This window comes from Azospirillum brasilense, from assembly GCF_005222205.1.
Classification (GTDB): Bacteria; Pseudomonadota; Alphaproteobacteria; order Azospirillales; family Azospirillaceae; genus Azospirillum; species Azospirillum brasilense_G.
The window spans coordinates 153,671-173,792 of the sequence record NZ_CP032345.1; the positions used below are offsets into that span (position 1 = coordinate 153,671).

The window sequence follows — 20,122 nt, forward strand, 5'->3', positions numbered from 1 at the left end:
ACCATGTTTTTCGGCCCGCTGCCCCTGCGGGAGCTGGAGGGCGCCATTCTGGCGCATTCGGTCCGCCGCGGCTCCGTCAGCTTCAAGAAGGGCCGCATCCTCAGCGCCGAGGACGTGACCGCCCTGCGCGACGCCGGCCTTACCACGGCGACCGTTGCCAAGCCCGGCCCTGACGATGTGGGCGAGGACGCGGCGGCGGCCCGCATCGCTACCGCCCTGAAGGGGCAGGAGATCACCACCGGCGCCGCCTTCACCGGGCGCGTCAACCTGTTCGCCGAATCGCGCGGCCTGTTCGTTCCGGATGTCGAACGGATCAACGCGCTGAACCTCATCGACGAAAGCGTAACGGTCGCCACCCTGCCCGCCTTTGCGCCGGTCGAGCCCGGCCAGATGGTCGCCACGGTCAAGATCATCCCCTTCGCCGCCCCCCGCGGCGCCGTGGAAGGGGCGGAGGTCGAGGCGTCCGCCGGGATGCCGGCGCTTCGCGTCGCTCCGTTCCGCCCCTTGACCGCCGCGCTGATCCAGACCCGCCTGCCGGGCGTGAAGGACAGCGTCCTCGACAAGACCGTGGCGGTGACGCGCGAGCGTCTGGAGGCGATGGGCGGGCGGCTGGTCCGGGATTCCCGCTGCTACCACGGCGAGGCGGCTCTGGCCGACGCCATCGCGGCGGCGGGGCGCGTCGACCTGCTGCTGATCGCCGGGGCCTCGGCCATCACCGACCGGCGCGACGTGCTGCCCGCGGGCATCGAGCGGGCGGGCGGCGTGATCGAGCATTTCGGCATGCCGGTCGACCCCGGCAATCTGCTGCTGATCGCGCATATCGGGGAAACGCCGGTGCTCGGCCTGCCCGGCTGCGCGCGGTCGCCCAAGCTGAACGGCTTCGACTGGGTGCTCCAGCGCATCGCCGCGGGGATTCCGGTGACGCGGGCCGACGTCATGCGCATGGGGGTTGGTGGCCTGCTGGCCGAGATCCCCAGCCGGCCCCTGCCCCGAGCCGGCGCCGTCGCGGTGGAACCGCCCCGCGCGCCGCGCATCGCCGCTCTGGTTCTGGCCGCCGGACGGTCGAGCAGGATGGGCGGCAGCAACAAGCTGCTCGCCGATGTCGGCGGGGAACCGCTGGTCGTCCGCACGGTCGAATCGGTTCTGGCCTCGCAGGCCAGGCCGGTGGTGGTGGTGACCGGCCACATGGCGGAGGCGGTGTCCGCCCCGCTGGCCGGGCGCCCGCTGACCATCGTCCACAACCCGTCGTTCGCCGACGGGCTCAGCGCCTCGCTGCGCGCCGGGCTGGCCGCCCTGCCGGCGGATGTCGACGGGGTGGTGGTGTGCCTCGGCGACATGCCACGCGTCACGCCGCAGGCCATCGACCGTCTGATCGCCGCCTACAACCCGCTGGAGGGCCGGACCGTCTGCGTCCCGACCGTCCAGGGCAAGCGCGGCAACCCGGTCCTGTGGGACCGCGGCTTCTTCGCGGAGATGGCGAAGCTGAGCGGCGACGCCGGGGCCAAGACCCTGCTGGCCACCCACGCCGATCAGGTGATCGAGGTGCCGGTGGAGGACGGCGGCATCCTCTACGACGTCGACACGCCGGACCTGCTGGCGGAGCTGCGCGGGTAAGGCTCAGGACGCCCGTTCGATCACCAGATCCAGCCAGCGGCGGGAGATCGTCCGGGCGACCGCCTCGGCGGCGGGCAGGTGCCGCTCCAGCGCGGCGTCCAGCCCATCGAGGACGGCCCGGTTGCGCTCCCGCGAATCGACGCCGAACTTCTCCGCCCAGCCGCGGACGATGGCGGCGTCGGCCTCGGGGTGGAACTGGAAGGCGTAGAGGTTGCGGCCGAGCCGGAAGGCCTGACGCATGCAGGCCGCGCTCCAGGCCAGCGGCACGGCGCCCTCGGGAAACTCGAAGGTGTCGTAGTGCCACTGCACCATGTGCAGCTCCGGCTCCAGCCCGCCGAACAGCGGATCGTCCGAAGCGGCGTTGAACAGCCGGACCGCGCCAACACCGATCTCCGCCACCGAATGGCGGTAGACACGGGCGCCGAAGGCACGGGCGGCCAACTGCGCCCCCAGGCAGATGCCCATCACCGGGCGCTCCTCCGCCGCGAAGGCGCGGATCAGTTCCATGACCTGCGGAAAGTGCGGCCCCTGCGCGTCGTTCCAGGCGTCCTGCGGTCCGCCGAGAACCAGCAGCCCGTGATAACCCTCCGGCGTGGCGGGCAGCGCCTCCCCTTCGTCCGCGGCGACGGTGACCAGCGTCGCGCCGAACTCGGCCAGCGCGTCGCCCACGATTCCGGCGGGGGCGTTTCGGTTGTTCTGGACGACCAGGATGCGCATGGAGGGGCCATGTCGGTTGGAACGGAGTCCGCGGGGCGGATGCTTCGTTCATGAGCGGCGGCGGCGGCGAAATCAAGCGGCGCAAGGCCGCTATGCGCCACGCCACGGGACGGCGTACAGTGCGAGGACGCGAAGGAAGCCATCAACTTCCCCAGGGAGACGAGATCAATGCTGACCCGGATTCGCACGCTGGCAGGGGCCGCCGCCCTTGCCGGTGCCCTTCTGTTCCCCGCGACCCTGCTGTTCCCGACCACGGCCTCCGCCCAGAACGGGACAGTCACCTTCCTGCACTTCAACGACATCTACGAGATTTCCCCGGTGAAGGGCCGCGGCGGCTTCGCCCCCCTGATGACGGTGCTGAAAGCGGAGCGGGAGCGCAGTGCGGGAGCGCTGACGACGGTCGGGGGCGATTTCCTCTCGCCCTCCCTGCTCTCCGGAACGACGCAGGGCGCGCAGATGCCCGACCTGTTCAACGCCATGGGCGTGGACGTCGTCGGCTTCGGGAATCACGAGTTCGATTTCGGCACGGAGGTGCTGAAGGCCCGCATCGCCGAATCGAAATTCCCTTGGATCGGCACCAACATCGCCGGGCCGGACGGCCAGCCGCTCCCCGGTTCGGTCGCCACCTGGACGAAGACGGTCGGCGACGTCAAAGTCGGCTTCGTGGGGCTCCTGACTCCGGAGACCGCGCATCTGTCCAGCGGCGGGGCGGAGGCCACCTTCACCAACGTGCAGGCCGCCGCGGCCCTGGCGGTGAAGGGGCTGCGCGACGCGGGGGCGCACGTCGTCGTCGCGCTGACCCACCAGACCATCGCGGAGGACCGCGACTTGGCCGTCAAGGTCAAGGGCATCGACCTCGTGCTGGGCGGCCACGACCACGACCCGATCAGCTTCTACGAGGGATCGACCCTGATCCTGAAGGCCGGGGCGGACGGCCACTATCTCGGCGTCATCGATCTGGCGGTCAGCACCAAGGCCACGGACAAGGGGCCGGCGACCACCGTCGCTCCCGCCGGCTGGCGTTTCGTCAGCACCGCCGGGTTGGCCCCGGACGCGGAGGTCGGTGCCTTGGTCAAGCGCTACACCGACCAGCTCGACGCCACGCTGGCCGGGGTGATCGGGCGGACGGAGACCGACCTGGACAGCCGCAAGGACGTCGTCCGCTCGCAGGAGACGACGATGGGCAACCTGATCGCCGACGCGCTGCGCGACGGGCTGAAGGCCGATGTCACGATCACCAACGGCGGCGGAATCCGCGCCGACACGCTGCACCCCGCGGGCAGTTCACTGACCCGCAAGGACATCTTCGCGGAAATGCCCTTCGGCAACGTCGCCGTGCTGACGTTGCTGTCCGGCGCCGACATTCTGGCTGCGCTGGAGCATGGCGTGTCGAAGGTGGAGGACAAGGCCGGGCGCTTCCCCCAGGTGTCGGGCCTGACCTTCGCCTACGACCCGAAGCTGCCGTCGGGCACCCGCGTGACCGGCGTGACGGTGGGCGGCCAGCCGCTCGACCCCGCCAAAACCTACCGCGTGGCGACCAACGACTACATGCTGAAGGGCGGCGATGGCTACGCCGCGTTGACCCGCGGCCGGACGGTGGTGGACGCCTCCGGCGCCGTGCTGATGGCGACGATGGTCATGGATTATGTGGAGGCGAAGAAGACGGTCGCTCCGAAGGTCGAAGGCCGCATCGTGGCGAAGTGACCGGAACGCGCGCAAAAAAGAACGCCCCTGGACCGGCTGGTCCGGGGGCGCAAGGCCAGGATGGATCGTTGGTGAAGCGTCAGGCGCTGCGGCGGGCGTGGCGCGCGGCTCCTTCGGCCCGCGCGTTCAGCCGCCGCACCGCGTCGTTCGCAGTTTTCGCCGACAGCTCCGAAATCTTGACGCTGCGGTTCAGCAGAAGTTCCATCTCGTCTTTGACCATGCTGCTCTGCGCGGCGTAGAGGTCCTGGACCGACCGGCTGCGCATCATCGCGTTGATGCCCTCGGCGTTGCGGGCCATGGCCTCCTGGGCGAAACCCATCCATTCGCGCATGATGGACTGCATGCCATCCATCAGCACGGACCCGCACTGCGTCATGACGTCCATGTTCTCGCGGGCCTGCTGGGCGACCTCGCCCTGAGCCTCCGCGGACAGGCCCATCATGCGGTTGAGTTGGTCGGTGGTCTGGCCGGCAACCTGGCCAGCCACCTGGGTCGCCTTTCCCATCATGTCGCTGGCCGTGTCGGCGCCGCGCTGGGTCGCCTCCGCGGCGGTTTCCGCCATGCGGCGGGTGGTGTCCTCGGCAACATTCCGGCCTTTGGCGGCGGTGTCGCGCGCGATGGTCTGCGCGTCCTTCTCTGAAGCCATCTGCCTTGCTCCTGGTTTCGTTCCGTCCGAATCGGACGCTCCCCCCATTTTTCTTGAGTGTCGCGATTTTTGTGCAGTGCGACACAAACATCCATATACCATGGTGGCGAAGAATAGTTCCACAACTCTAAAAACTAACCTTACCTACTTTTTTGCGGATACGGAGAAGTCTCCGCAAGGATTTATTGCAGGGGGTTTTGCATCAAATTTCATGGAGTGTTTTAATTGATCCAAAGAAAATCATTAAGCAGCACCGTAAGAGAGATGCGGACGGCCTGAACACACCCCAAATTCTGAGGTAAGAAACCTTGAGCCGGTGCGCTGCCCGTCCTGGTCCGGCACCGGCCCACCCGCGGAGGATGCCCATGCTCATCGGCGTGCCGACGGAAATCAAAAACCATGAATACCGCGTCGGGCTGACCCCGGCCTCGGTCCGTGAACTGACGCATCACGGGCACAGCGTGCTGGTGCAGGCGGGAGCCGGCGCCGCCATCGGGCTGGACGACGAGCACTATGAAGCCGCCGGGGCGGGCATCGTGCCGGACGCCGCAACCGTCTTCGCCCGCGCGGACATGGTCGTGAAGGTGAAGGAGCCCCAGCCGCAGGAATGCGCGATGCTGCGCCGGGGACAGATCCTGTTCACCTATTTGCATCTCGCCCCCGATCCGAAACAGACCACGCTGTTGCTGGACTCCGGCGCCGTCGCCATCGCCTACGAGACGGTGACCGATTCCCGCGGCGGCCTGCCGCTCCTGGCGCCGATGAGCGAGGTGGCCGGCCGCATGTCGGTCCAGGCCGGCGCCCATTGCCTGGAGAAGGCGCAGGGCGGGCGCGGCGTCCTGCTGGGCGGCGTGCCTGGCGTTCCGGCGGCGAAGGTGGTGGTGCTGGGCGGCGGCGTGGTCGGCACCAACGCCGCCCGCATGGCCATGGGGCTGGAGGCGAAGGTGGTCGTCATCGACAAGTCCCTGCCCCGCCTGAAGGAGCTGGACCTGCAATTCGGCGCCAAGTTGCAGACGCTCTATTCAACGGTCGACACGATCGAGGAGCATGCGCTCGACGCCGACCTCGTCATCGGCGCGGTCCTCGTGCCGGGGGCCGAGGCGCCGAAGCTGGTGACCAGGGCGATGGTGGAGCGGATGCGGCGGGGCGCCGTGGTGGTGGACGTCGCCATTGACCAGGGCGGCTGTTTCGAGACCTCGCACCCCACCACCCACGCCGACCCGACCTATCTGGTGGACGGAGTGGTCCATTACTGCGTCGCCAACATGCCGGGGGCGGTCGCGCGCACCTCGACCTTCGCGCTGAACAACGCCACCCTGCCCTTCACGCTGGCGCTCGCCGACCAGGGCTATCGGGCGGCGCTGGCGCGCGACCCGCATCTGCGGGCCGGGCTGAACATCCATGCCGGGGCGGTCACCTGCAAGGCGGTGGCCGACGCCCAGGGGTTGGGTTACCAGCCGGCGGAGGAAGCCCTGCGGCTTTGATTTCCGTTCCCGGAGGGGGCGACCACGCTCGCCCTCTCCGAAAGCGGGTTCTCAATCCCGCCGCAGCCGCGAGAACCGGAAATCGCAGTGGCTGGCGCCGCCGGCCAAGGTTTGTGTTCTGTCCAGATGGATGCCGCGTGTCGCGTAGGCGTCGAAATCAAGCCCGCAGATGTTCGGCAGGATGTCCTTGTCGCCGTGGCGGGCCGCAAACTTGCAGAAACCGCAGGCTTTGTAGTTGATGCCGAACTCGAAACTGTCCCCTGGACCCGGCTCGACGAAATCGTAGACGAAATCCTCGGGAAACCGCTCCTGATGGCTTTTCGCCGCCTGCTCGCGCAGAAAAGCCTGATTCTCCGGAGACAGGAACGCACGCCCCGCGGCAAGGCGTTCCGCTTCGGGCACGGTGAGCAGTTGGGCCTTGTAGGCCTCCCGCTCGACATCGCCGATCACCGACAGCGGCACATCGTGCCGCCTAAGCACCCGGCTGATCGCCATGAAGCCCAGGAGCCGCATGAAGAAGTCGCTCATGCGGCTGTCCGCGCCCCCGACATAGGGCATCTGGGAGAGCACGATGCCGAACTCGTCCATCACCTCCCCCTTGATTCCTTCGATGTCGGAGGGGGGGACGTGCTCGCCCAACATCGCTTCGGCAAGGTCGAGGCGCTGGCGCATGGCCGCTTCCATCGCCTCGCGGTGCTCCTCGTAAAAGGGATGGATGGTCCCGGCCATTGGCGTCTCCCACGATGAACGGCAATCGGTCGGCGCCGCCCCGCTCATGGGCGCTTGCCACCGAACCGGGCGGCGATCTCCCCGACAATGCCGCGGCGGAACAACAGCACGCAGGCGACGAAGATGACGCCGATCACCACCGGCACCGGCAGGTTGCTCGCCGCCAGATAATTCTCCAGCGTCACCACCAGCGCCGCTCCGACCACCGGGCCGAACAGCGTTCCGATGCCGCCGAGGAGGGTCATCAGCACCACCGCGCCGGACATCTGCCACTGCACGTCGGTCAGGGTGGCGAGCTGGAAGACGATGGCCTTGGTGCCCCCGGCCAGTCCGGCCAGGGCGGCGGACAGGACGAAGGCCATCAGCTTGTAGTGGTCGGTGCGGTAGCCGAGCGAGATGGCGCGCGGTTCGTTCTCGCGGATCGCCTTCAGCACCTGCCCGAAGGGTGAATGCACGGTGCGCCAGATCACCATGAAGCCGAACAGGAAGACCGCCAGCACCGTGTAGTACATCGCCATCGGCTGGCTGAGGTCGATCATCCCGAACAGATGGCCGCGCGGCACGGCCTGGATGCCGTCCTCGCCGCCCGTGAACTTGAGCTGGAGCGCCATGAAGAAGACCATCTGCGACAGCGCCAGCGTGATCATGGCGAAATAGATGCCCTGCCGCCGGATCGCCAGCGCGCCGAAGGCAAGCCCAAGCGTCGCGGAAAAAGCGGTGCCCAGCAGGATGCCGAGTTCCGGCGGCAGCCCCCAGACCTTCACCGTGTGGGCGGTGATGTAGGCCGCCCCGCCGAAGAAGGCGGCATGACCGAAGCTCAGGAGGCCGGCGAAACCGATCAGCAGGTTGAAGGCGCAGGCGAACAGCGCGAAGCACAGCACCTTCATCACGAAGACGGGGTACAGCACGTAGGGCGCGGCGATCAGGACCAGCAGCAGCACGGCCAGGGCCAGAAGGCCCGGCATGGCCGGTCGGGCGGACGCCGCGGCATCGCGGCGGACGGCGTGGATCTCGGTCGCCATGGGTCACCTCTCCCGCCCGAACAGGCCAGCGGGCTTGATCAGCAGCACCACGGCCATGATGACGAAGACGACGATGTTGGACGCCTCCGGATAGAACACCTTCGTCAGACCTTCCAACAGGCCCAGGCCGTATCCGGTCAGCACCGCCCCCAGAATCGACCCCATGCCGCCGATCACCACCACGGCGAAGACGACGATGATCAGGTTGGAGCCCATCAGCGGCGACACCTGATAGATCGGCGCGGCGAGAACGCCGGCCAGCCCGGCCAGAGCGACACCGAACCCGTAGGTCGCGGTGATCATCAGCGGCACATTGATGCCGAAGGCCTGGACCAGAACCGGATTCTCGGTGGCGGCGCGCAGGTAGGCGCCGAGCTTCGTGCGCTCGATGGCGTACCAGGTGGCGAGGCAGACGACCAGCGAGGCGACGACGACCCAGCCGCGGTAGTTGGGCAGGAACATGAAGCCCAGATTTTGCCCGCCGCGCAGCAGGTCGGGGATCGGGTAGGGCTGGCCCGACACACCGTAGAAATGGCGGAACACTCCCTCCACGATCAGCGCGAGGCCGAAGGTCAGCAGCAGCCCATAGAGATGGTCGAGCTTGTAGAGGCGGCTGAGCAGGGTCTTCTCCAGAATCACGCCGAAGGCGCCGACGACCAGCGGTGCCAGCAGCAGCGCCCACCAGTAGCCGATCCCCGCCATGGTCAGCAGCAGCCACGCCACGAAGGCCCCCAGCATGTAGAGCGCGCCGTGGGCGAAGTTGATGACGTTCAGCATGCCGAAGATCACCGCCAGCCCGAGGCTGAGCAGCGCGTAGAAGGACCCGTTGATCAGCCCCAGCAGAAGCTGCCCGAACAGCGCCTGGGGCGGGATTCCGAAAATGGTGGACATGTGGTTCGCCTCCGGCCGTTCTGCGCGGCGGGTGATCGCCCCGGCACCCGGCCCCGCGCAGTGGCGGGAAACCGGTCGCCGGGGCGGGCGGGGATCAGCCCGGCAGCTTGCAGCCGCTTTCCGCCATGGTGGCGAAGGCCTCGTCGCCGGGGATGGTGCGGATGATCTCGTAATAATCCCACGGCCCCTTGGACTCGCTGGGCTTCTTCACGCGGGCCAGATACATGTCGTGGACCATGCGCCCGTTCGGCAGGATCTTGCCGTTCTTGGCGAACATATCGTTGACCGGCATCTCCTTCATCTTGGCGGCGACGGTCGGCCCGTCGTCGGTCCCCGCCGCCTCGATGGCCTTCAGGTAATGCTTCACCGAGGAATAGCTGCCGGCCTGCACCATCGTCGGCATCTTGCCGGTCTTCGCCTTGTACTTCTCCGACCAGGCGCGCTTCTCGTCGTCCATGTCCCAATAGAAGCCGGTGGTCAGGACGAGGTCCTGGGCGACCTGGAGCCCCAGCGCGTGCACGTCCGACAGGAAGATCAGCAGCCCGGCCAGCTTCTGCTGCCCGCTCTGCGTCAGGCCGAACTCCGACGCCTGCTTGATCGAGGTGATGGTGTCGCCGCCGGCGTTGGCGAGGCCGATGACCTGGGCGCCCGACGATTGCGCCTGCAGCAGGAAGGAGGAGAAGTCCGCCGTGTTCAGCGGCGCCCGCACCGCGCCGACGACCGTGCCGCCGGCCTTCTTCACCTGCGCCGCCGTGTCGGTTTCAAGCTGGTGACCGAAGGCGTAGTCGGCGGTCAGGAAGAACCAGCTCTTGCCGCCTTCCTTCACGATGGCCTGCCCGGTGCCGACGGCCAGCGCGCGGGTGTCGTAGGCCCAGTGGAAGCCGGTGGGAGAGCAGGCGTCGCCGGTCAGGCGCGAGGTCGCCGGCCCCTGCATCAGGAAGAGCTTCTTCTTCTCGCGCGTCACCTCCTGCACCGCCAGGGCGACGCCGGAGTTCGGCACGTCGACGATGACGTCCACCCCGTCGCGGTCGATCCATTCGCGGGACAGGTTGGAGCCGATGTCGGGCTTGTTCTGGTGGTCGGCGGCGATCACTTCGATGGGCTTGCCCAGAATCTTGCCGCCCACCTCCTCCACCGCCATGCGGACGGCAACCACCGAGCCCTCGCCGCCGAGGTCGGCGTAGAGGCCGGAGCGGTCGTTGAGGACGCCGATCTTCACGACGTCGCCGGAGATCTTGCCCTGCTGGGCCTGCGCGGAACCGACGGCCAGCGCGGCAAGCGCCGCCCCGGCAAGCAGACGTGCAATCATTCCATTCCTCCCGGTTCGAATTCGAGCGTTTCTGCTTGTTGATTCAGACACCCAGATACGTGTGCAACTTCTCCATATTGGCGGCGAGCTGGTTGTTCGGGATCATGTCCACCACGTGGCCTTCCTCCATCATGTAATGGCGGTCGGCGATGGTGGCGGCGAAGCGGAAATTCTGCTCCACCAGCAGGATGGTGAAGCCGCGTTGCTTCAGCTTGCGGACGGCCATCCCGATCTGCTCGATGATCACCGGGGCCAGCCCTTCCGTCGGCTCGTCGAGGAGGATCATGGTGGCGCCGGTGCGCAGGATGCGGGCGATGGCCAGCATCTGCTGCTCGCCGCCCGACAGGCGGGTGCCCTGGGTCGAGCCCCGGCCCTGCAGGTTGGGGAACAGCTCGTGGATCTGGTGAACCGTCATCCCGCCGTCCTTGACGATGGGCGGCAGCGTCAAATTCTCATCGACGTTGAGCGAGGCGAAGATGCCCCGTTCCTCCGGCACATAGCCGATGCCGAGGCGCGGAATCTTGTGCGGCGCCATGCCGATCAGCTCCTGTCCCTGGAAGCGGATGGCGCCGGTGCGCTTGCCGACGATGCCCATGATGGAACGCATGGTGGTCGTCTTGCCGGCGCCATTGCGGCCCAGCAGGGTCACCACCTCGCCTTGGCGGACCTCCAGGTTCACCCCGTGCAGGACGTGGCTCTCGCCGTAGAAGGCGTGGAGATCCGAGACCTCCAGCATTGCGGTCCTCACCGTTGCGCCGTCAGGCATGACCGCTCCCCATGTAGGCTTCCCGGACCTTCGGGTGGCGCGACACCTCGGCGTAGGGGCCTTCGGCCAGGACCTCGCCGCGGGCCAGCACGGTGATCCAGTCCGACAGGTTGGAGACCACGGACAGGTTGTGCTCCACCATCAGGATCGTGCGGTTGGCCGAGACCCGCTTGATCAGTGCGGCGATGCGGTCGATGTCCTCGTGCCCCATGCCGGCCATCGGTTCGTCCAGCAGAAGCATCTCCGGTTCCAGGGCCAGCGTCGTGGCGATCTCCAGCGCCCGCTTGCGGCCGTAGGGAAGCTCCGCCGCGGGCCGGTGGGCGTAGCCGGCGAGCCCGACATCCTCCAGCAGCTCCATCGCCCGCCCGTTCAGCCGGTCGAGCACCGATTCCGATTTCCAAAAGTGGAAGGAGTTGCCGAGGGGCCGTTGCAGGCCGACCCGCACATTCTCCAGAACCGACAGATGCGGGAAAACCGCCGAAATTTGGAAGGAGCGGATGATGCCCAACCGGGCCACATCCGCCGGTTTCACCGCGGTGATGTCGCGCCCGTTGAACAGGATGTGTCCGTTGCTGGGCTGAAGGAACTTGGTGAGCAGATTGAAAACGGTCGTTTTACCGGCCCCGTTGGGACCGATCAGCGCATGGATGGACCCCCGTTTGACCCGCAGGCTGACGTCGCGGACGGCGACGAAGCCCCGGAATTCCTTGGTCAGTCCGCGCGTCTCCAGAATGACGTCACTTGCCATATCCTCCCCATTCCCTGTTTTCAGCGGCCTTCCGCGAGACCACCTGTTGTTTGGTTCAGGCTATCAGCAATCTGTCACACGTACAGCTTACGGAAAGAACTTAATCCCGTCCATCCGGAAGCATCGAAGGCATGACAAAGCGTGGCCGGACGGCGGGTCCGGTGAGGAAATGGCTGTGTGGGAAGCCGGAAGGCGGGCATGAAAAATGCGGCCACGCAGGGCCGCACACCGACTCGCGGCACGCCCCCGGACTTGAAGCCGGAGGCGTGCCTTTCTCTTTCGACGCAGGAGCCGGAAACCGCGGTACCGATACGACTCAGGCGGCCGCGGCTCAGGCCGCCGAGGTCAGCGGAAAGCCGCTGTAGTCGAGCGACGCGGACCAGAAGCGTTCGAGCTTGCGCAGGGTCTCGTTCGCCTTGACCAGCTCCTCGTCGCTGAAGCCGGCCTTCTCCAGCGCCGTCAGGTGGCGCTCGAACATGCGGCTGATCTTCTCGCGAAGGTCGAGGCCCTTCTCCGACAGGCGGACGCGCACCGACCGGCGGTCGTGCGGCGAACGCTCCTGCCCGAGATAGCCGTTCTCGACCATCTTCTTCACGTTGTAGGACACGTTGGAGCCGAGATAGTAGCCGCGCGCCGTCAACTCGCCGACGGTCATCTCGTCTTCGCCGATGTTGTAGAGGATCAGGCTCTGGACGTTGTTGATGTCCTGGATACCGAGCCGGTCAAGCTCGGTCTTCAGCACCTCGAGAAAGTGGCGGTGAAGCCGTTCGATCAAGAGGATGCTTTCATAATAGGGTTTGCGCACCGCGGTCTCCTTTGGCTCGTACCGGACATGGGCCGACCTGTGGCCTTTCCGGGGTCCTTAAGCGGAGATTAACCGATCATTGTCCGGCAATCACCTCAATAATGCCCCAAAAGCACAGCCCGGGTTGTAGAACAGCCTGGCCCTGCGGAATATCCCCGTCCTGCCGCGCCAAGCCCCGTCGCGTGCCAGGAGATGCCTGGAATCCAGGCACCCCGGCGGCGTTCCCGCCCGGCGAACCGAGCGGCAAGCCGACCCGTCCCATCCAAACCCCCGACAACAACCGTCAGGCAACAACAACGGTCAGGTTTGAGACAAGTCCCGCAAGGATTTCCCCGATACTAACGCAGAAACGCGCGGAATGTGCCTGCATCCGTGCACGTTCAGAGTGCAATAAAGGGGAGCGGGCCTCTTCATTCGGTAAAGCGCAAATCCCCGCCAACGGGTTCGGCGAAGTAACCGGCCACCTCTTCAGCCGTCACGTCGGCCAAGGAGGCTGGCGACCAGCGCGGATTCCGATCCTTGTCCACCAGCGCCGCGCGGATGCCTTCGTAGACATCATGGCGGTCGAGGAAGGCGAGGCTGAGGCGAAGCTCCTGGACCATGCAGCCGTCGAAGTCCAGCTTGGCGCCGCGGCGCAGAGCCTCCAGCGTCACCTTCAGGCTGGTCGGCGACACCCGCTTCAGCGTGGCGAGCTGGCCGGCGGACCACTCCGTGCCTTCGGCCTCCAGGGCGGCGACGATGGCCTCCACCTCGTTGTGGGCGTAGCAGCGGTCGATGGCCGCGCGGTTGGCGGCGACCGGCGGTTCTCCGGCTTCCTCGCGATGGCGGGCAACCGCCTCGTCGGCCGGCACGCCGTCGGACAGTTCGGCGATCAGGGACTCCAGCCGGGCGCTGGGGACGAAGGCGTCGGCGGCGCCGACCTCGATCATGTCGGCCGCCTTCAGACGGTCGCCGGTCAGGCCCAGCCAGATGCCGACCTGTCCGGGCAGGCGCGGCAGGAAGTAGGTGCCCCCGACGTCCGGATAGAGTCCGATGCCCGTCTCCGGCATGGCGAACATCGTCCGCTCGGTCACGATCCGGTGCGACCCGTGCACCGACAGGCCGACGCCGCCGCCCATGCTGATGCCGTCGATCAGCGCCACATAGGGCTTCGGGCAGGTGTGGATCAGGCGGTTGAGGACGTATTCCTCGCTGAAGAAGGCGCGGATGGACGCGCCGTCCCCCTGCCCCGCCTTGGCGGCCTTGCCCGTCTCGTACAGGTTCACCACGTCGCCGCCGGCGCAGAAGGCCTTCTCCCCCGCGCCCTGCACGACGATGGCTTTGATCTCCGGATCGGCGATCCAGGCGCGCAGCTGCGGATCGAACAGGCGGATCATGCCCAGCGTCAGGGCGTTCAGCGCCTTCGGGCGGTTCAGCGTCACCAGCCCGATGGAGCCGCGGCGTTCGAACAGGATCTCGGCGAACTGAGTCTCGGCGGGGTCGCTCATGGTTCCGGTCGTTTCCATTTGTTCGTTCGTGGGGCGAATTGATCGGTTTCGGGCGATGATACGGGCGGCGGGCGGCGTGTCAAACCGCGGTTTCGCAGCGCAGCGTCGCGGAACACCACCCCGGCCCCAGCCGTTGCCGCACCCACAGTCATGAGCGGGACAGTTCCATGATGGCAGCCTCAGCAGCGCAAGCGTCACGTCAGGAGGGACCGGGCCGCAAGACGGCCATCATCCTCAACCGGTCCGCGGGGACGCTGGCCGGCCAGCCGATCGACGATACGGTGGCGGCGATCCGCAGCGCCTTCGAGCGGCACGGGGCGGAGGTGTCGCTGACCGCGGTGGAACCGGCCGACTGCGCTTCGGAAATCCGCAAGGCCATCGACTCCGACGCGGAGCTGGTGATCGTCGGCGGCGGCGACGGGACCATCCACACCGCGGTCAACATGATCCTGCCCACCGGCAAGATCCTGGGCATCCTGCCGCTCGGCACCATGAACCTGCTGGCGCGCGACCTGAAGACGCCGCTGGACCTCGACGAGGCGTACGAGGCTCTGGCCGCCGGCGAGGTGAGCAGCATCGACGTGGCGGAGGTGAACGGCGAGGTCTACCTGAACAGCTCCGTCCTCGGCTTCTATCCCCAGGTGGTCCAGGAGCGCGAGGAGAAGCGCAAGCGGCACCGCCTGCTGAAATGGCCGGCGATGGCGCTTGCCATGGTCCGCACCTTCCGCCGTCTGCCCCTGCTCGACGTGCGGATCGACTGGGGCGAGGGGCCGCGCCGCGTGCGCACCCCGATTCTGGTGGTTTCCAACAATCCCTTCGACGGCGAGGCGGGCAGCATGCTCCTGCGCCGTGCCCGGCTCGATTCCGGCAAACTCGGCGTCTATGTGGCGCGGCAGCGCGACCCCTGGGGGCTGCTGCGGCTGATGGGGCGCACCATGCTCGGAACTTGGCAGCAGGATGAGGAGTTGGAAACGCTGACGGCCACGCAACTGACGGTGCACAGCCGTCGGCGGCGGCTGAAAATGGTCAACGACGGTGAAATCCTGCAAATGGAGCCGCCGCTGAACTACCGCATCCGTCACAAGGCGCTGAAGGTTCTGCTGCCCAAGGCGGCGCCGGAAGGCGACGGCACGGCGGACGACGCGTGACGGGAATGACTGCCGGGGAGGTGTCGTGAAGAAGCTCGCCCACATCTCGGACCTGCATTTCGGGCGGATCGACCCGCTGGTGGTCGACGGCCTGCTGGCCGATCTGACGGCGGCGCGGCCCGACCTGATCGTCATCTCCGGCGATCTCGTCCAGCGCGCCAAGGCCCGCCATTTCCTGGAGGCGCGGGCCTTCCTGGAAAAGCTGCCCTTCCCCTATCTGGTCGTGCCGGGCAACCACGACATCCCGGTGTACAACGTGGTGCGCCGCTTCCTCGACCCCTTCGGCAACTACAAGCGCTACATCACCACCGACCTCAGCCCCTTCCACATCGATTCGGAGATCGCCGTTCTGGGGATCAACACGGCGCGCTCGGTCATCACGGATTTTTCCGAAGGGCGCATGAACAAGGCGCAGATCAAGCGCGTGCGCGAGGTGTTCTGCGAGGTGCCGGACACCGTCTTCAAGGTGCTGTTCACCCACCACCCCTTCCTGCCGCCGCCCGACGCGCCGAAGACGAAGCTGGTCGGGCGGCACAAGCTGGCCCTGCCGGCGCTGGAAAGCTGCGGGGTCGATCTGCTGCTGGCCGGGCATCTGCACCGCGCCTATTCCGGCGACATCATGACCCACCACACCCAGGTGGCGCGCTCCATCCTGGTCGCCCAGGCCTCCACCGCGACCTCCACGCGCCTGCGCAACGAGGCCAACGCCTACAACCTCATCGCCATCGAGCCGCCGCGCGTCACCTTCGAGGTGCGGTCCTGGGAGGGGGCGGCCTTCACCGGCGGACTCGTCTCGCAATGGCGCAAGGACGGCCACCGCTGGATCATGGAGATGCAGGACTCGGGATTCAGACCTGTGAGCGGTGCGGCTTGAGTCGCGGCGGCCATGCGGCGTAGGATCGCGCCGCAAGTTTTAAGAGCACATCAGGTCCCCCGCATGTCCGCTTCGCATTTCCGGTCCCCGGCGTCCTTCCCGCGCACCCGGCTGCGCCGCAACCGCGCCGACGCCTGGACCCGCCGCCTCGTCGCCGAAAACCGCCTGACCGTGGACGACCTGATCTGGCCGGTCTTCGTCATCGAGGGGCAGAACCAGCGGGTGCCCGTGGCCTCGATGCCCGGCGTGGAGCGTCTGACCATCGACCTGCTGACCGAGGCGGTGGCCGCGGCTGGCGATCTCGGCATCCCCTGCGTCGCCCTGTTCCCGGTCGTCGGCGCCGAAGGCAAGTCGGAGGACGCGGCGGAGGCCTACCGCCCCGACAACCTGATGAACCGCGCCATCCGCGCGCTGAAGGCCGCGGTGCCGCATGTCGGAATCCTGGGCGACGTGGCGCTGGACCCCTACACCACCCACGGCCACGACGGCCTGCTGCGCGACGGCTACATCCAGAACGACGAGACGGTCGAGGTGCTGGCCCGGCAGGCGCTGTCGCAGGCCGACGCCGGCGTGGACATCGTCGCCCCGTCGGACATGATGGACGGCCGCATCGGCCTGATCCGCGACCGGCTGGACAGCCACGGCCACGAGCTGGTGCGGCTGTGCTCCTACGCCGCCAAATACGCCTCGGCCTTCTACGGCCCGTTCCGCGACGCGGTGAACTCCGGCGGCTTCCTGAAGGGCGACAAGAAGACCTACCAGATGAACCCCGCCAACACCGACGAGGCCCTGCACGAGGTCGCCCTCGACCTGCAGGAAGGGGCGGACATGGTGATGGTGAAGCCCGGCCTGCCCTATCTGGACGTCATCCGCCGGGTGAAGGACACCTTCGCCGTCCCGACCTTCGCCTACCACGTCTCCGGCGAATACGCGATGCTGCGCGCCGCCGCGCAGAACGGCTGGCTGGATTACGACAAGGCGCTGCTGGAGACCTTGACCGGCTTCAAGCGCGCCGGCTGCGACGCCATCCTGACCTACGGCGCCGTAGACGCGGCGCGGCGGCTGCAGGAGGGCTGAGCCGTTCGGGCTCGTCTTTGAGCTGTTCGGGCGCACGGGTGTGCGGACGCTTTTGTAGCATGTGGCCATCGCCGACCGATGGAGTTTCCCCATGCGCAATCGTTCCGCTCTCCTGCTCGCCGCCATCCTTGCCATAGGCGCCGCCCCGGCCACCGCTTTTGAGCTGACCAGCCCCGACATCAAGGACGGGGCGCCGCTGGGCGAGCGGCATGTCTTCGCCGGCTTCGGCTGCACAGGGGAAAATCTCTCGCCAACGTTGGCCTGGAAGGACGCACCGGCCGGCACGCGCAGCTTCGCTGTCACCGCGTACGACCCCGATGCGCCGACAGGCAGCGGCTGGTGGCATTGGATCGTCTTTAACATTCCCGCCACCACCCTGCAGCTCTCGGCCGGGGCTGGAAATCCGGACACGGGATTGCTTCCGGCCGGAGCGTTGCAAAGCCGCACCGACTTCGGCACGCCGGGCTACGGCGGTGCCTGTCCGCCGGTCGGCGACACACCACACCGCTACGTCTTCACCGTCCACGCATTGAAGACGGACAGCCTTCCGCTCGACGCGAACTCGTCGGGCGCCATGGTCGGCTTTCTACTGAACGCCAACCGCCTGGAAAAGGCCACGCTGACCGCGCGTTACGGTCGATGAGCGTGCCGATGGGGCGCTGCGGACCTTGCCCGTGCGTCCCGGCGCCTCCTAGACTGGACGCCGCCATGACACCGGACCTCCTTCCAGCATTGTCCCGCTACGCCGCCCGCGACCTCCGACCGGGCTCCGGCGATCGCCCACACCGTCCCGAACTGTGGGCGTTCGTGGCCCGCAACCGCGAACGCATCACGGACGTCCGCATAGAACGCACGGCCTTGATCGTGGTGATCGACGGTGCCAAAGAGGTCACCGACACCCGCGGCACCCACCATTTTCCGAAGGGTTCGGCGATGCTGCTGCCGCCCGGCTGGATCGGCACGGTGGTGAACGCCCCGAGCGAGGCGACCGGGCATTACCGCGCCCTGATCCTGGAATTTCCGGGGGACATGGTCCGGCGGCTTCTCGACGCCCATCCCACCGCACGGGTCGGCACTCGGCAGCATCCGCGCGACTTCCGCGTGGCCCTGACGCCCGCTCTGGTCAGCGCGGTGGAGCACGCCGCCGCCGGCTTGGCCGCGGGTGCCGCGCTCAGCCCACGCCTCGTCGAGCACCGCTGCATGGAAGTCCTGCTGGCCCTTCTGGACGACTGTGTGTGGTGGCTCGGGCACGGAATGCCTGGTGGCACGGCCGACGCGGTCCGCCAATTGGTCCGCGCCTATCCCGACCAGCCTTGGACAGCCAGGAGCGTCGCTGTCGAGATGGGTCTCAGCACGGGAACCTTGCGCCGACGCCTTGCCGATGAAGACGCCTCCGTACGGCGCATCCTGACGGAGGAGCGTGTCGCTCACGCCCGTCGGTTGCTGGAAAGCGACGGGCTGTCTGTGCAGGAAGCGGCGGAGGCCGTTGGCTACACCTCCCGCTCCCACTTCGCCCGACGGGTTCGGGCCGTTACGGGCGCGAACCCGTCGGACCTGCGAGGCGATGGTCGCTGATTATTTCGGCGTGCCTTTCCACACCTGGAACTGCGGCGTTTCCAGCAGCAGATCGGCGTGGCCGAAGGCCGTCTTGAACAGCTTGCCGACGCCCGCCGTCCGCTGCGTCACCGCGACCAGCGAGCCGCGCAGCTTCAGATACTGCTTGGTGCCGGCGACCAGGGCCTCCAGCATCCCGAAATCCTCGTCCTTGCCGCGGTGGAGCGGCGGGTTCGAGACGATCAGCCCGAAGCGCTCCCGCGCGCCGAGCCCGGCCAGCCCGTCGCTGAGCACGCATTCCGCGTCCGGCACGTTCTGGCGGGCGGCATGCAGAGCCACCGCATCGATGTCCAGCAGGGTCAGCCGGGCGTCCGGCGTGCGCTCCCGCACCGCCCGGGCGATCACCCCGGCGCCGCAGCCGAAATCAAGAACGGCGGTGCCCGCCGCGATCTCCGGCAGGACCTGGAGCAGGCATTCCGTGCCGGTGTCGAGCCGGCCATGGGCGAACAGGCCGGGGTAGGACACCAGATCGAGCGCGTCGTCACGCCCCGGCAGCGGCAGGGCGACGGTCTCCCGCCAATCCTCCAGATTGCCCTTGGCCGAATCACTGGTCCGGCGGGTTTCCAGCAGACGGGCGCGGCGCTTGATGGTCAGCGTCTCCACGCCTTCCGCCAGCCCGTCGAAGCGCTTCGGCGCGGAAGTGATGCCCTCGTCGTTGCTGCCGGCGATCCACAGCGGCGCCCCCGCCGGCAGGCGGGCGGCGAGGGCGTGCAGGGCCATCTCGAAGGCGGCCCAGCCGCGCGGTAGGCGCAGGACCGCGCCGTCGAAGGCGCCGTCCGTCGGCCAGGGCGTGGCCGGTTTGCCGTCCAGCCCCAGGCGATGCCAGGAAACGACCTCCGCCCCGCCATCGGCCAGGGCCTCTTCCATGGCGCCGTCGGTGTCACCGGCCACCAGGATGCGGCCCTGCGGGCGGCGCTCGGCCAGGGCCTCCGCGGCGACGCCGGCCACGGTGGAATCGCGGTCGGTCGCGCGGTTGGACAGTCGGCTCACAGGTTTCTTCCTTTTATCCCCGGTCGCGCATCAGGCGCGCCTTGTCGCGCTGCCACGTCCGTTCCTTCTCAGACTCGCGCTTGTCGTGCTTCTTCTTGCCGGCGGCCAAGCCCACCTCGACCTTGGCGATGCCGCGGTCGTTGAAATAGACGGACATGGGGATCAGCGTGATCCCCTTCTGCTTGATGGCGCCCATGAGCTTGCTCAGCTCGCGGCGGTGCACCAGCAGCTTGCGCGGCCGCTTGGTCTCGTGCTGAAGCCAGCGTCCCGCCTGCCCGTATTCCGGGATGTAGGCGTTGAACAGGTACAGCTCCCCGTTCTTGAGGCCGGCGTACGCCTCGTTGATGCTGGCACGGCCGCCGCGCAACGACTTCACCTCGGTGCCGGTCAGGATCAGACCGGCCTCCATGGTGTCTTCGATGAAATAGTCGAAGCGTGCGCGGCGGTTCTGTGCCGCGATGCGCCTTGGTTCGGGCTCGCGGGCGGCCACGGATCCT

20 protein-coding genes are annotated in these 20,122 nt (G+C 67.7%); 8 read left to right on the forward strand and 12 right to left on the reverse strand.

What is annotated here, in order from left to right:
- Positions 1-3: 3 nt before the first annotated feature.
- Positions 4-1,614 (forward strand): NTP transferase domain-containing protein, encoded by a 1,611-nt coding sequence (locus tag D3869_RS00775; protein ID WP_137138550.1) that lies wholly within the window; start codon positions 4-6, stop codon positions 1,612-1,614.
- A gap of 3 nt (positions 1,615-1,617) precedes the next feature.
- Here the strand turns inward: D3869_RS00775 and D3869_RS00780 are convergent, their stop codons facing one another.
- Complete coding sequence (locus D3869_RS00780; RefSeq protein ID WP_137138551.1) at positions 1,618-2,331, reverse strand: type 1 glutamine amidotransferase; 714 nt, start codon at positions 2,329-2,331, stop codon at positions 1,618-1,620.
- A 168-nt stretch (positions 2,332-2,499) separates the two neighbouring features.
- On the opposite strand from D3869_RS00780, the gene D3869_RS00785 reads away from it, so the two are divergent.
- On the forward strand, positions 2,500-4,035 hold the full coding sequence (locus tag D3869_RS00785; RefSeq protein ID WP_137138552.1) for a bifunctional metallophosphatase/5'-nucleotidase: 1,536 nt from the start codon (positions 2,500-2,502) through the stop codon (positions 4,033-4,035).
- Positions 4,036-4,114: 79 nt separating this feature from the next.
- Here D3869_RS00785 and D3869_RS00790 read toward each other — a convergent pair whose 3' ends face one another.
- Positions 4,115-4,681, reverse strand: a complete 567-nt coding sequence (locus tag D3869_RS00790; protein ID WP_137138553.1) for a phasin family protein — start codon at positions 4,679-4,681, stop codon at positions 4,115-4,117.
- A 365-nt stretch (positions 4,682-5,046) separates the two neighbouring features.
- Between D3869_RS00790 and ald the strand changes: the two genes are divergently transcribed.
- Positions 5,047-6,165, forward strand: coding sequence for an alanine dehydrogenase (gene ald / locus D3869_RS00795; RefSeq protein ID WP_137138554.1), 1,119 nt, complete (start codon positions 5,047-5,049; stop codon positions 6,163-6,165).
- 51 nt (positions 6,166-6,216) lie between these two features.
- Here ald and D3869_RS00800 read toward each other — a convergent pair whose 3' ends face one another.
- The 8 genes from D3869_RS00800 to D3869_RS00835 form a co-directional block, all read right to left on the reverse strand.
- The gene (locus D3869_RS00800) at positions 6,217-6,894 is read right to left on the reverse strand and encodes an L-2-amino-thiazoline-4-carboxylic acid hydrolase (RefSeq protein WP_175426369.1); all 678 of its coding nucleotides are present in this window, start codon (positions 6,892-6,894) and stop codon (positions 6,217-6,219) included.
- A gap of 44 nt (positions 6,895-6,938) precedes the next feature.
- Positions 6,939-7,859 carry a branched-chain amino acid ABC transporter permease gene (locus tag D3869_RS00805; RefSeq protein WP_137140524.1) on the reverse strand — a complete coding sequence of 307 codons (921 nt, stop codon included), beginning with the start codon at positions 7,857-7,859 and terminating at the stop codon, positions 6,939-6,941.
- A 60-nt stretch (positions 7,860-7,919) separates the two neighbouring features.
- Entirely contained in the window at positions 7,920-8,807 is an 888-nt protein-coding gene (locus D3869_RS00810) for a branched-chain amino acid ABC transporter permease (protein WP_137138556.1), read from the reverse strand.
- Positions 8,808-8,901: 94 nt separating this feature from the next.
- On the reverse strand, positions 8,902-10,116 hold the full coding sequence (locus tag D3869_RS00815) for an ABC transporter substrate-binding protein (protein ID WP_137138557.1): 1,215 nt from the start codon (positions 10,114-10,116) through the stop codon (positions 8,902-8,904).
- Positions 10,117-10,159: 43 nt separating this feature from the next.
- Entirely contained in the window at positions 10,160-10,882 is a 723-nt protein-coding gene (locus D3869_RS00820) for an ABC transporter ATP-binding protein (RefSeq protein ID WP_137138558.1), read from the reverse strand.
- The gene (locus D3869_RS00825) at positions 10,875-11,630 is read right to left on the reverse strand and encodes an ABC transporter ATP-binding protein (protein WP_137138559.1); all 756 of its coding nucleotides are present in this window, start codon (positions 11,628-11,630) and stop codon (positions 10,875-10,877) included. Before D3869_RS00825 ends, D3869_RS00820 begins: the two co-directional genes overlap by 8 nt.
- Before the next feature lie 331 nt (positions 11,631-11,961).
- The gene (locus D3869_RS00830; protein WP_014240398.1) at positions 11,962-12,435 is read right to left on the reverse strand and encodes a MarR family winged helix-turn-helix transcriptional regulator; all 474 of its coding nucleotides are present in this window, start codon (positions 12,433-12,435) and stop codon (positions 11,962-11,964) included.
- 410 nt (positions 12,436-12,845) lie between these two features.
- A complete protein-coding gene (locus D3869_RS00835; protein WP_137138560.1) occupies positions 12,846-13,922 on the reverse strand; it encodes an enoyl-CoA hydratase/isomerase family protein in 1,077 nt (358 codons plus the stop codon).
- Between the two features lie 167 nt (positions 13,923-14,089).
- On the opposite strand from D3869_RS00835, the gene D3869_RS00840 reads away from it, so the two are divergent.
- From D3869_RS00840 to D3869_RS00860, 5 genes are all read left to right on the forward strand, one after another.
- Positions 14,090-15,070 carry a diacylglycerol/lipid kinase family protein gene (locus D3869_RS00840; protein WP_137138561.1) on the forward strand — a complete coding sequence of 327 codons (981 nt, stop codon included), beginning with the start codon at positions 14,090-14,092 and terminating at the stop codon, positions 15,068-15,070.
- A gap of 25 nt (positions 15,071-15,095) precedes the next feature.
- Positions 15,096-15,944 (forward strand): metallophosphoesterase family protein, encoded by an 849-nt coding sequence (locus D3869_RS00845; RefSeq protein WP_137138562.1) that lies wholly within the window; start codon positions 15,096-15,098, stop codon positions 15,942-15,944.
- Positions 15,945-16,007: 63 nt separating this feature from the next.
- Positions 16,008-17,021 (forward strand): porphobilinogen synthase, encoded by a 1,014-nt coding sequence (gene hemB, locus D3869_RS00850; protein ID WP_137138563.1) that lies wholly within the window; start codon positions 16,008-16,010, stop codon positions 17,019-17,021.
- A gap of 91 nt (positions 17,022-17,112) precedes the next feature.
- Positions 17,113-17,664 (forward strand): YbhB/YbcL family Raf kinase inhibitor-like protein, encoded by a 552-nt coding sequence (locus D3869_RS00855; protein WP_137138564.1) that lies wholly within the window; start codon positions 17,113-17,115, stop codon positions 17,662-17,664.
- Positions 17,665-17,729: 65 nt separating this feature from the next.
- Positions 17,730-18,596: a helix-turn-helix transcriptional regulator gene (locus tag D3869_RS00860; protein WP_137138565.1), complete on the forward strand. Its 867-nt coding sequence runs from the start codon at positions 17,730-17,732 to the stop codon at positions 18,594-18,596.
- On the opposite strand, the gene D3869_RS00865 is transcribed toward D3869_RS00860, so the two are convergent.
- Positions 18,597-19,625, reverse strand: coding sequence for a methyltransferase (locus D3869_RS00865; protein ID WP_137138566.1), 1,029 nt, complete (start codon positions 19,623-19,625; stop codon positions 18,597-18,599).
- Between the two features lie 13 nt (positions 19,626-19,638).
- Positions 19,639-20,115 (reverse strand): SsrA-binding protein SmpB, encoded by a 477-nt coding sequence (gene smpB, locus D3869_RS00870; protein WP_038527736.1) that lies wholly within the window; start codon positions 20,113-20,115, stop codon positions 19,639-19,641.
- Between the last annotated feature and the right edge of the window lie 7 nt (positions 20,116-20,122).

Bases quoted from the DNA above. Each gene is read 5' to 3' on its own strand.
- D3869_RS00775 (WP_137138550.1), top strand. From the start codon at position 4: ATGTTTTTCGGCCCGCTGCCCCTGCGGGAGCTGGAGGGCGCCATTCTG.
- D3869_RS00780 (WP_137138551.1), bottom strand. From the start codon at position 2,331: ATGCGCATCCTGGTCGTCCAGAACAACCGAAACGCCCCCGCCGGAATC.
- D3869_RS00785 (WP_137138552.1), top strand. From the start codon at position 2,500: ATGCTGACCCGGATTCGCACGCTGGCAGGGGCCGCCGCCCTTGCCGGT.
- D3869_RS00790 (WP_137138553.1), bottom strand. From the start codon at position 4,681: ATGGCTTCAGAGAAGGACGCGCAGACCATCGCGCGCGACACCGCCGCC.
- ald (WP_137138554.1), top strand. From the start codon at position 5,047: ATGCTCATCGGCGTGCCGACGGAAATCAAAAACCATGAATACCGCGTC.
- D3869_RS00800 (WP_175426369.1), bottom strand. From the start codon at position 6,894: ATGGCCGGGACCATCCATCCCTTTTACGAGGAGCACCGCGAGGCGATG.
- D3869_RS00805 (WP_137140524.1), bottom strand. From the start codon at position 7,859: ATGCCGGGCCTTCTGGCCCTGGCCGTGCTGCTGCTGGTCCTGATCGCC.
- D3869_RS00810 (WP_137138556.1), bottom strand. From the start codon at position 8,807: ATGTCCACCATTTTCGGAATCCCGCCCCAGGCGCTGTTCGGGCAGCTT.
- D3869_RS00815 (WP_137138557.1), bottom strand. From the start codon at position 10,116: ATGATTGCACGTCTGCTTGCCGGGGCGGCGCTTGCCGCGCTGGCCGTC.
- D3869_RS00820 (WP_137138558.1), bottom strand. From the start codon at position 10,882: ATGCCTGACGGCGCAACGGTGAGGACCGCAATGCTGGAGGTCTCGGAT.
- D3869_RS00825 (WP_137138559.1), bottom strand. From the start codon at position 11,630: ATGGCAAGTGACGTCATTCTGGAGACGCGCGGACTGACCAAGGAATTC.
- D3869_RS00835 (WP_137138560.1), bottom strand. From the start codon at position 13,922: ATGAGCGACCCCGCCGAGACTCAGTTCGCCGAGATCCTGTTCGAACGC.
- D3869_RS00840 (WP_137138561.1), top strand. From the start codon at position 14,090: ATGATGGCAGCCTCAGCAGCGCAAGCGTCACGTCAGGAGGGACCGGGC.
- hemB (WP_137138563.1), top strand. From the start codon at position 16,008: ATGTCCGCTTCGCATTTCCGGTCCCCGGCGTCCTTCCCGCGCACCCGG.
- D3869_RS00855 (WP_137138564.1), top strand. From the start codon at position 17,113: ATGCGCAATCGTTCCGCTCTCCTGCTCGCCGCCATCCTTGCCATAGGC.
- D3869_RS00860 (WP_137138565.1), top strand. From the start codon at position 17,730: ATGACACCGGACCTCCTTCCAGCATTGTCCCGCTACGCCGCCCGCGAC.